We start from the raw sequence: 9,442 nt of genomic DNA on the forward strand, positions 1-9,442 counted from the left end.
GCCCGGACTGGGGTAGGTTCGGTCGCATGGCCAGCACGGAGGAGCTCCACCAGTCACCCCTGCACGAGCGCCACGAGGCCCTCGGCGCCAAGTTCTCGGCCTTCGGCGGCTGGTCGATGCCGCTGGAGTACGCGACGGGCGTGGTCAAGGAGCACACGGCCGTCCGTGACGCGGTGGGCGTCTTCGACGTCTCCCACCTCGGCAAGCTGCTGGTGCACGGTCCCGGCGCCGCCGACTTCGTCAACGCGACGCTGACCAACGACCTCGGGCGGATCACCCCGGGCCAGGCGCAGTACACGCTCTGCTGCGACGAGGCGACGGGGGGCATCGTCGACGACCTCATCGCCTACCTGCAGGACGACGAGCACGTGCTGCTCGTGCCCAACGCCGCCAACTCCGCCGAGGTGGCCCGCCGCCTGGCGGCGCAGGCGCCCGACGGCGTCCGGATCACCGACCACCACCACGACTACGCGGTGCTCGCGGTGCAGGGTCCCTCCTCCGACGAGCTCCTGACGGCCGTGGGGCTGCCGGCCGGCCACGACTACATGTCGTTCGTGGAGGCGGCCTGGGCAGGAGACGGCGCCGGCGAGGGGGAGGCCGGCGACCAGGCGCTCGTGGTCTGCCGCACCGGCTACACCGGCGAGCGCGGCTACGAGCTGGTGGTTCGCAACGACCTCGCCCCCGCGGTCTGGGACGCCCTCATGGCCGCGGGAGCCGACCTCGGCGTCACCGCCTGCGGGCTCGGCGCCCGCGACACGCTGCGGACCGAGATGGGCTACCCGCTGCACGGCCAGGACATCGGCCCCGACGTGACCCCGCTCGAGGGCCGGCTGGGCTGGGCCGTGGGCTGGCAGAAGGAGCGCTTCTGGGGTCGCGACGCGCTGCTCGCCCAGAAGGAGGAGGGGCCCCAGCGGGTGCTGCGCGGCCTCCTGGCCACCGGCCGCGGCATCCCGCGCCCCGGGATGTCGGTGAGCCTGCTGCCCGACGTGCCGCTGTGCGAGGTCACCTCCGGCACCTTCAGCCCGACCCTCCGCAAGGGGATCGGCCTGGCCCTGGTGCCGACCATGGTCGCGGCCGACGCGGAGGTCGGGGTCGACGTCCGGGGCCGCCGTGAGATCTTCCAGCTCGTCCGTCCGCCGTTCGTCGAGCCGTCCGTCAGGGAGGACTGAATGCTGCCCGACCAGCCGACCACGTTCCGCCAGCCCGCCCAGGCCGAGCGCCCCTGGTGGTGGGCCCTGCTCGACGCCGCGGGCGCCGAGGTGGAGGTCACCGGCGAGCTCGCGGGCCAGCGCTTCACCAGCCAGGCCGACGCCGAGTCCTGGGTGGGGGAGTTCTGGGCCGAGCTCGCCGAGCAGGGGGTCGACGCCGTGACCCTGCACGAGGACGGGCGCACCGTCTACGGGCCGATGTCGCTGCACGCATGACCGGGTCGCCCGGCGCCGGACTCCGGTTCAGCCAGGTGGACGTCTTCTCCGACCGCCCCCACGCCGGCAACCCGGTCGCGGTGGTGCACGCCGCGGACGGCCTCTCCGACGAGCAGATGGCCGCCTTCGCCCGCTGGACCAACCTCTCGGAGACGACGTACCTGCTGGAGCCGACCCTGCCGGGGACCGACTACCGGCTGCGGATCTTCACCGGCAGGGGCGAGCTGCCGTTCGCCGGGCACCCCACGCTGGGCAGCGCCCACGCGTGGCTCGAGGCGGGCGGTCGCCCCGCCTCCGACGAGCACCTGGTCCAGGAGTGCGCGGCCGGGCTGGTCCGGGTGCGGCGCAGCGAGCGGCTCGCCTTCGCCGCGCCCCCGCTGGTCCGCTCGGGTCCCGTGGCCCCGGGCGACGTCGCGCGGGTGGTCGCCGCGCTCCGCCTCGACCCCGGCCGCCTCCTCGACGCCGCGTGGGTGGACAACGGCCCCGGCTGGATGGGGCTGCTGCTCGACGGTGCCGGGACGGTGCTGGGGCTGGAGCCCGACGGGTCGGCCCTCGCGGGGCTCAAGGTCGGCGTGGTCGGCGTGCACGCCGAGGGGGAGCGGGCGGCGGTCGGTGCGCACGTGGAGGTGCGCGCCTTCTTCGACCGCTTCGAGGACCCGGTGACCGGCAGCCTCAACGCGGGCCTGGCCCAGTGGCTGGTCGCCGCCGGCCGGCTCCCGACGTCGTACGTCGCCGCCCAGGGCACGGGGATGGGCCGCCTCGGGCGGGTGCACGTGGAGACCGTGCCTGCGGACGGGTCGACCGGGGCGAGCACCACCTGGGTCGGGGGCAGCACGACCACCGCGATCGAGGGCCGGGTGGCCTTCGGCCCTCGCTAGCGGCACGCACCGACTAGGGTGGCGCGCATGCGGGCCTACCTCGACCTCCTCCAGCGGATCCTCGACGAGGGCGTGGAGAAGGGAGACCGGACCGGCACCGGGACGCTGAGCGTCTTCGGCCACCAGATGCGCTTCGACCTCTCGGCGGGCTTCCCGCTGGTGACCACCAAGAAGGTGCACACCCGCAGCGTCTTCGGCGAGCTGCTGTGGTTCCTGCGCGGCGACACCAACGTGAAGTGGCTCCAGGACCGCGGCATCACCATCTGGGACGAGTGGGCCGACGAGAACGGCGACCTCGGCCCCGTCTACGGCCACCAGTGGCGGTCCTGGCCCACGCCCGACGGGCGGCACGTCGACCAGCTCGCCCAGGTGGTCGAGCAGGTCCGCCGCGACCCCGACAGCCGCCGGCACCTGGTCAGCGCCTGGAACGTCGCCGACATCCCCGACATGGCGCTCGCCCCCTGCCACACGATGTTCCAGTTCTACGTCGCGCCCGCCGACGACGGCGGCCCGGCCAGGCTCTCCTGCCAGCTCTACCAGCGCAGCGGCGACGTCTTCCTGGGGGTGCCGTTCAACATCGCCTCCTACGCCCTGCTGACCCACATGGTCGCCCAGGTGACCGGGCTGCGGGTGGGCGACTTCGTCCACACGCTCGGCGACGCGCACCTCTACCTCAACCACCTCGACCAGGCGCGGCTCCAGCTGACGCGGGAGCCGAGGGCGCTGCCGACCCTCTGGCTCGACCCGTCGGTCACCGAGCTCGACGCCTTCGACCTCGAGCACGTCCGGGTCGAGGGCTACGACCCGCACCCAGGCATCAAGGCGCCCATCGCTGTCTGAGCCGCCCCGTCGACCCGCGCCAGGCCTGCGCGGGCCGGCTCAGGAGACGGGGGCGCCCAGCGCGAACCGGGCGGCGTGGTCGGCGTGCGCGGCCATCGAGTCGACCAGCGGGACCGGGCTGTCCCCGGCCTCGACGAGGAGCTGGATCTCGGTGCACGCCAGGACGATCGCGTCCGCGCCGCGCTCGGCGAGGTCGGTGAAGACGCGGGCGTACGCCGCGCGCGACTCCTCCCGGACCACGCCGAGGGTGAGCTCGGAGAAGATCACGTCGTCGACCAGCTGCCGCGAGGCGGCGTCTGGCACCACGCAGTCGAGGCCGTGGGTGGCGAGCCGCTCGGCGTAGAACGTCTCCTCCATGACCCATCGGGTCCCGACCACCCCGAGCGTGCGGTGACCGTCGCGGACCGCCGCGTCGGCGATCGCGTCGCCGATGTGGAGCAGGGGGACGCCGACGGCCGCCTCCACCGCGGGGGCGACCTTGTGCATGAGGTTGGTGGCGATCAGCAGGGCGTCCGCCCCTGCGGCCTCCAGCCGCCGGCCGGCGTCGCCGAGCAGCCGACCCGCGCCGTCCCAGTCGCCGGCGACCTGCATGGCACGCACCGTGCCGAAGTCGAGCGAGGCGAGCAGGAGCTCCGCGGAGTGGTGACCTCCGCGGGCCCGTGCCACCGCCTCGTTGAGCCGCGTGTAGTAGTCCACGGTCGAGTGCCAGCTCATGCCCCCGATGATTCCCAGCGTCGTCATGCCGCCATGGTCCGCCGGGCGCCGGGCCCCAAGGAAGACCCCTTCTCCTTCGGTCGGCCATAAGCGATGCTTGGGGGGTGGACCCCCGACGCGTGCTGATCTTCCGGACCGTCGCCCGGGCCGGCTCCATCAGCGCCGGCGCCCGCGCGCTCGGCTGGACCCAGCCGGCGGTGAGCCAGCACCTCCAGGCCCTCGAGCGCGAGGCCGGCGGGCCACTGCTGGTCCGCGGCGCCGGCGGGGTCGACCTGACCGAGGCGGGCCGGCGCCTCCTCGTGCACGCCGACGCCGTCGCCGCCCACCTCGACGCGGCGGGTGCCGAGCTCGACGACCTGGCGGAGCTCCGCGGCGGCTCGGCCCGTCTCGCCGCCTTCCCCTCCGGCTCCGCCGTGGTCGTGCCGGCGGCGCTCGCCGCGCTGGCCGCCGAGGCGCCCGACGTCGAGGTGGGCCTGGTGGAGTGCGAGCCCCCCGAGGCGATCGGCCTGGTCCGCAGCGGCTCGGTCGATCTCGCCCTCGTCTTCGGCTACGAGGAGGACCGCGCCGAGGAGAGCCTCGTGGCGGTGCCGTTGGGGGACGACCCGGTCCGGCTGGTGCTGCCGCCCGGGGGTCCCGGGGTGCCGCGGAGCCTGGCGGAGCTCGCGGACGAGCCCTGGGTCGCCGGGTGCGAGCGGTGCCGCGGCCACCTCGTCGCCTGTGCGGGAAGGTCGGGCTTCGCGCCCCGCGTGCGGCACGTGACCGACGACTACGTCGTGGTGCAGGCGCTGGTGGCCAGGGGCCTCGCCGTGGCGGTGCTGCCCGAGACCGCGCTCACCGCCTTCCGGCACCCCGACGTCCGGGTCGCGGAGCTGCCGGAGCTGGGCAGTCGTCGCATCGACGTGCTCCACCGGCGGGGGATCGAACGCGTCCCCGCGGTCGCGGCGCTCCTCGGGGCACTGCGGCACGCGCGCCCGCCCGCGTAGGGTGCCCCGCGTGCAGGACGAGCAGCGGGACGAGCAGCGGGACGAGCGGCAGGACGAGCGGCAGGACGAGCGGCAGGACGGTGGGGCCGGACGCGTGGTCCTGGTGGCGGCGTACGCCCGCAACCGGGTCATCGGGAACCGCGGCGAGATCCCGTGGCACATCCCCGACGACTTCGCCCACTTCAAGGCCGAGACGCTGGGGCACACGCTGGTGATGGGGCGCGCCACCTGGGACTCGATCGGACGTCCGCTGCCCGGTCGGACCACCGTCGTGGTGACCCGCGACCCCGGCTGGACCGCCGGGCCGCACGCCGACGCCGTCCGGGTGGCGCACAGCCTGGAGGAAGCCATGGCCGTGGCCGCCGACCTGCCGGGCGACGTGGTGGTCGCGGGCGGGGGAGAGGTCTACGCGCAGGCGTTGCCGCTGGCCACCCACCTGGTCCTCACCGAGGTGCACGCGGAGCCCGAGGGCGACGCCTTCTTCCCCGAGGTCGACCTGTCGGGGTGGCGCGAGGTGCGCCGCGTGTCGCGGCCCGACCTCGACTGGGTCTGGTGGGAACGCCGGTGACCACCATCGTGGTCTCGGCGGTGGCCTTCGTGCGCGACGGCGCCGTCCTCACCGTGCGCAAGCGAGGCACCTCCCGCTTCATGCTGGTCGGCGGGAAGCCGGAGCCGGGCGAGGACGCCGAGGCGTGCGCCCGCCGCGAGACCCTGGAGGAGGTGGGGCTCGAGGTCGACGAGCTCGTGCTGCTGGGCGAGTTCGTCAGCGCCGCGGCCAACGAGCCGGGGCACACCCTGCACTCCACCGTCTACACCGCCGCGCTCCCGGCCGAGCCGGTCGCCGCGGGGGAGATCGCGGAGCTGCGCTGGACGCCCATGGACCGCCTCCACGACGACCTGGCGCCGATGCTCGAGGAGCACGTGATCCCGGCCCTGCGCGGCGCCTGACTCCCGACCGGCGGAGGTCCCAGGGGCGTCTGGCAGGGTGGCGGCATGGAGCTGCGCATCTTCACCGAGCCCCAGCAGGGGGCGACCTACGACGACCTGCTCGCGGTGGCGCTGGAGGCCGAGCGACTCGGCTTCGGGGCGTTCTTCCGGTCCGACCACTACCTCGGGATGGGGACCGAGGGGTTGCCGGGCCCCACCGACGCCTGGACGACGCTGGCCGGCCTGGCCCGCGACACCAGCACCATCCGGCTCGGCACCCTCATGACGTCGGCGACTTTCCGCCACCCCGGCGTGCTGGCGATCCAGGTCGCGGGCGTCGACCAGATGAGCGGCGGCCGCGTCGAGCTGGGCCTGGGGGCCGGCTGGTTCGAGGCCGAGCACACGGCGTACGGCATCCCGTTCCCCGGCACCGGCGAGCGGTTCGACCGCTACGAGGAGCAGCTCGCGATCGTCACCGGCCTGTGGCGCACGCCCGAGGGCGAGCGGTTCACCCACCGCGGCGACCACTACGAGCTGGTCGACAGCCCCGCCCTGCCCAAGCCGGTCCAGCAGCCCGGCCCGCCGGTGCTGGTCGGCGGGCGCGGCAAGCGCCGCACGCCGGCGCTCGCCGCGCGGTACGCCGACGAGTTCAACCTGCCCTTCGTCGACCTGGCCGAGACCCGCGACCAGTTCGGCCGGGTCCGGGCGGGGTGCGAGGCGATCGGGCGCGACCCCGCCACGATGACGTGGTCCAACGCCCTCGTGCTCTGCGTCGGCGCCGACGAGGCCGAGGTGGAGCGCCGGGCGGCGGCCATCGGCCGCGAGCCGGCCGAGCTGCGGGAGAACGGCCTCGCCGGCACGCCCGAGGAGGTCGTGGACAAGATCGGCCGGTACGCCGAGCTGGGCGCGCAGCGCGTCTACCTGCAGGTGCTCGACCTCGCCGACCTCGACCACCTGCGCCTGGTCGCCGAGGAGGTCGCGCCGCGGCTGTGACGCGCCTGAGATGCTGGCGCGGGCCGGCTGCGGCGGGGCAGTAACCTTGTCCACCATGACGACCGCTCCCGCAGCTCCCTTCGGCCGGCTGCTGACCGCGATGGCCACCGCGTTCTCCGAGGACGGCTCCGTCGACCTCGAGGGCACCGCCGCGATCGCGGACCACCTGGTCCGCCACGGCTCCGACGGCGTCGTCGTCTCCGGGACCACCGGCGAGTCGCCCACCACCACGGTGGAGGAGGACGCGGAGATCCTGCGCGTGGTCAAGGACGCCGTGGGAGGGCGCGGCACGGTCGTCGCGGGCGTGGGCACCAACGCCACCGCCCACTCCGTCGAGCTGGCCCGCAACGCGGCGAAGGTCGGCGTCGACGGCGCGCTGCTCGTGACGCCGTACTACAACAAGCCCTCCCCGGCCGGCGTGCTGCACCACTTCCGCACGGTCGCCGAGGCGACCGACCTGCCCGTGATGCTCTACGACGTGCCCGGACGGACCGGCATCCCGATCCCCACCCCGGTGCTCGAGGAGGCCATCGACTGGCCCACCGTGGTCGCGATCAAGGACGCGCTGGGCGACCTGGTCCGCGCGGGCAAGCTCGTGCAGATGGGCTACGCGGTCTACTCCGGCGACGACGTGGCGACCCTGGGCTTCCTCGCCCACGGCGCGTGCGGTCTCGTCTCGGTGGCGGGCCACGCCGCCGGGCCCGACCTCGCACGGATGATCGACGACTTCCTGGCCGGCGACCACGTCGCGGCGCTGGCCACGTTCAACCGCCTGGTGCCGGCGTTCGAGGCCGTGATGGGGGTGCCCAACTACGGGGCCACCACCGCCAAGGCCGCGCTGCAGCTGCTCGGCGTGCTCGACAACCGTCGCGTCCGGGGGCCGCTGGTGCCGCTGGACGAGGCCGAGCACGCGGCCCTGCGCGCGGGGCTCGCCGCCGCCGGCCTGATCTGAGGAGATCCATGTCGCACCCCCACCCCGAGCTGACCGCGCCCGCGCCGCTGCCCGAGGGAGGGTTGCGCGTCATCCCGCTCGGCGGCCTCGGCGAGGTCGGTCGCAACATGACCGTCTTCGAGCACGCGGGCCGGCTGCTGGTCGTGGACTGCGGGGTGCTCTTCCCCGAGGAGCACCACCCCGGCGTCGACCTGATCCTCCCCGACTTCGCCCCGATCCGGGACCGCCTCGACCAGGTCGAGGCGCTGGTCCTCACGCACGGGCACGAGGACCACATCGGGGCCACCCCCTACCTGCTGCGGGAGCGGGGCGACATCCCGCTCGTCGGCTCCGAGCTGACGCTGGCGCTGCTGGGCTCCAAGCTGCGCGAGCACCGGCTCAAGGAGACCGTCCACCACCGGGTCCGCGAGGGCGATCGGATCTCCTTCGGCCCGTTCGACCTGGAGTTCGTGGCGGTCAACCACTCCATCCCCGACGCGCTGGCGGTCGCCATCCGCACCGCGGCCGGGACGGTCCTGCACACCGGGGACTTCAAGATGGACCAGCTCCCGCTCGACGGCCGGATCACCGACCTGCGCGCCTTCGCGCGGCTGGGCGAGGAGGGCGTCGACCTCTTCATGACCGACTCCACCAACGCCGAGGTGCCGGGGTTCACCACCCACGAGCGGGACATCGGGCCGGTCCTGGACGGTGTCTTCGCCAAGAGCGAGAAGCGGATCATCGTGGCTTGCTTCGCCTCCCACGTGCACCGGGTCCAGCAGGCCCTCGACGCGGCGGTCGCGCACGGTCGCAAGGTGGCCTACGTCGGCCGCTCGATGGTCCGCAACATGCAGATCGCCAAGGACCTGGGGTACCTCACCGTGCCCCCGGGGGTGCTGGTCGACGCCAAGGAGCTCGCCGACCTGCCGCCGGAGCGACAGGTCCTGGTCTCCACCGGGTCCCAGGGCGAGCCGTTGTCGGCGCTGAGCCGCATCGCCCAGCGCAACCACAGCTTCGTCCACATCGAGGAGGGCGACACCGTGGTGCTCGCCAGCTCGCTGATCCCCGGCAACGAGAACGCCGTCTTCCGGGTGATCAACGGCCTGTCCCGGTGGGGGGCCCACGTCGTGCACAAGGGCAACGCCCTCGTCCACGTCTCCGGCCACGCCAGCGCCGGCGAGCTCCTCTACTGCTACAACGTGGTGCGCCCGCGCAACGTGATGCCGGTGCACGGCGAGATCCGCCACATGCACGCCAACGCGGCGCTGGCGCGTGCGACCGGGGTGCCCGCCGACCGCGTCGTCGTGGCCGAGGACGGCGTCGTGGTGGACCTGGTCGACGGCGTCGCCCGGGTCGCCGGCAAGGTGGAGTGCGGCTACGTCTTCGTCGACGGCACCTCGATCGGCGACGTCACCGAGACCTCGCTGAAGGACCGGCGGATCCTGGGCGAGGAGGGGTTCATCTCGGTCATCGTGGTCGTCGACTCGGTCACCGGGAAGGTCTCCGGCGGCCCCGAGATCCACGCACGTGGCTTCGCCGAGGACGAGGACACCTTCGCCGAGGTCAAGCCCGCCATCGTCGACGCCCTCGACCGGGCCGTGGCCGACGGGGTCACCGACTCCTACCAGCTCCAGCAGACCGTCCGCCGGGTGGTCGGGCGGTGGGTGAGCAAGGCGCACCGCCGACGCCCGATGATCATCCCGGTCGTCGTGGAGGCGTGAGCGTTCTCCACCACCGCGGGCGCGCGCGACC

The 9,442-nt window shown here is 74.2% G+C and carries 11 protein-coding genes; 10 read left to right on the plus strand and 1 reads right to left on the minus strand.

Annotated elements, in window-relative coordinates:
• Positions 1 to 26 precede the first annotated feature (26 nt).
• From gcvT to DNK53_RS15395, 4 genes are read left to right on the plus strand one after another with little or no spacing between them, the layout of a single operon-like run.
• Positions 27 to 1,169 carry a glycine cleavage system aminomethyltransferase GcvT gene (gene gcvT, locus DNK53_RS15380; protein WP_110183235.1) on the plus strand — a complete coding sequence of 381 codons (1,143 nt, stop codon included), beginning with the start codon at positions 27 to 29 and terminating at the stop codon, positions 1,167 to 1,169.
• Positions 1,170 to 1,424 carry a hypothetical protein gene (locus tag DNK53_RS15385; protein WP_110183236.1) on the plus strand — a complete coding sequence of 85 codons (255 nt, stop codon included), beginning with the start codon at positions 1,170 to 1,172 and terminating at the stop codon, positions 1,422 to 1,424.
• On the plus strand, positions 1,421 to 2,302 hold the full coding sequence (locus DNK53_RS15390; protein WP_110183237.1) for a PhzF family phenazine biosynthesis protein: 882 nt from the start codon (positions 1,421 to 1,423) through the stop codon (positions 2,300 to 2,302). Before DNK53_RS15385 ends, DNK53_RS15390 begins: the two co-directional genes overlap by 4 nt.
• A 27-nt stretch (positions 2,303 to 2,329) precedes the next feature.
• Entirely contained in the window at positions 2,330 to 3,142 is an 813-nt protein-coding gene (locus DNK53_RS15395) for a thymidylate synthase (protein ID WP_110183238.1), read from the plus strand.
• Positions 3,143 to 3,181: 39 nt separating this feature from the next.
• Here the strand turns inward: DNK53_RS15395 and DNK53_RS15400 are convergent, their stop codons facing one another.
• A complete protein-coding gene (locus DNK53_RS15400) occupies positions 3,182 to 3,883 on the minus strand; it encodes an aspartate/glutamate racemase family protein (RefSeq protein ID WP_110183239.1) in 702 nt (233 codons plus the stop codon).
• 77 nt (positions 3,884 to 3,960) lie between these two features.
• On the opposite strand from DNK53_RS15400, the gene DNK53_RS15405 reads away from it, so the two are divergent.
• From DNK53_RS15405 to DNK53_RS15430, 6 genes are read left to right on the plus strand one after another with little or no spacing between them, the layout of a single operon-like run.
• Complete coding sequence (locus tag DNK53_RS15405) at positions 3,961 to 4,839, plus strand: LysR family transcriptional regulator (protein WP_110183240.1); 879 nt, start codon at positions 3,961 to 3,963, stop codon at positions 4,837 to 4,839.
• Between the two features lie 10 nt (positions 4,840 to 4,849).
• Positions 4,850 to 5,407, plus strand: coding sequence for a dihydrofolate reductase (locus DNK53_RS15410; protein ID WP_239456576.1), 558 nt, complete (start codon positions 4,850 to 4,852; stop codon positions 5,405 to 5,407).
• Entirely contained in the window at positions 5,404 to 5,787 is a 384-nt protein-coding gene (locus DNK53_RS15415) for an NUDIX hydrolase (RefSeq protein ID WP_239456577.1), read from the plus strand. Before DNK53_RS15410 ends, DNK53_RS15415 begins: the two co-directional genes overlap by 4 nt.
• A 45-nt stretch (positions 5,788 to 5,832) precedes the next feature.
• Complete coding sequence (locus DNK53_RS15420) at positions 5,833 to 6,759, plus strand: LLM class F420-dependent oxidoreductase (protein WP_110183241.1); 927 nt, start codon at positions 5,833 to 5,835, stop codon at positions 6,757 to 6,759.
• Between the two features lie 55 nt (positions 6,760 to 6,814).
• Positions 6,815 to 7,711, plus strand: coding sequence for a 4-hydroxy-tetrahydrodipicolinate synthase (gene dapA / locus DNK53_RS15425; RefSeq protein ID WP_110183242.1), 897 nt, complete (start codon positions 6,815 to 6,817; stop codon positions 7,709 to 7,711).
• Positions 7,712 to 7,719: 8 nt separating this feature from the next.
• Entirely contained in the window at positions 7,720 to 9,411 is a 1,692-nt protein-coding gene (locus DNK53_RS15430) for a ribonuclease J (protein WP_110183243.1), read from the plus strand.
• Positions 9,412 to 9,442 lie beyond the last annotated feature (31 nt).

It is taken from the genome of Nocardioides solisilvae, assembly GCF_003194625.1.
GTDB classification, from domain to species: Bacteria; Actinomycetota; Actinomycetes; order Propionibacteriales; family Nocardioidaceae; genus Nocardioides; species Nocardioides solisilvae.

Bases quoted from the DNA above. Each gene is read 5' to 3' on its own strand.
- gcvT (WP_110183235.1), top strand. From the start codon at position 27: ATGGCCAGCACGGAGGAGCTCCACCAGTCACCCCTGCACGAGCGCCAC.
- DNK53_RS15385 (WP_110183236.1), top strand. From the start codon at position 1,170: ATGCTGCCCGACCAGCCGACCACGTTCCGCCAGCCCGCCCAGGCCGAG.
- DNK53_RS15390 (WP_110183237.1), top strand. From the start codon at position 1,421: ATGACCGGGTCGCCCGGCGCCGGACTCCGGTTCAGCCAGGTGGACGTC.
- DNK53_RS15395 (WP_110183238.1), top strand. From the start codon at position 2,330: ATGCGGGCCTACCTCGACCTCCTCCAGCGGATCCTCGACGAGGGCGTG.
- DNK53_RS15400 (WP_110183239.1), bottom strand. From the start codon at position 3,883: ATGACGACGCTGGGAATCATCGGGGGCATGAGCTGGCACTCGACCGTG.
- DNK53_RS15420 (WP_110183241.1), top strand. From the start codon at position 5,833: ATGGAGCTGCGCATCTTCACCGAGCCCCAGCAGGGGGCGACCTACGAC.
- dapA (WP_110183242.1), top strand. From the start codon at position 6,815: ATGACGACCGCTCCCGCAGCTCCCTTCGGCCGGCTGCTGACCGCGATG.
- DNK53_RS15430 (WP_110183243.1), top strand. From the start codon at position 7,720: ATGTCGCACCCCCACCCCGAGCTGACCGCGCCCGCGCCGCTGCCCGAG.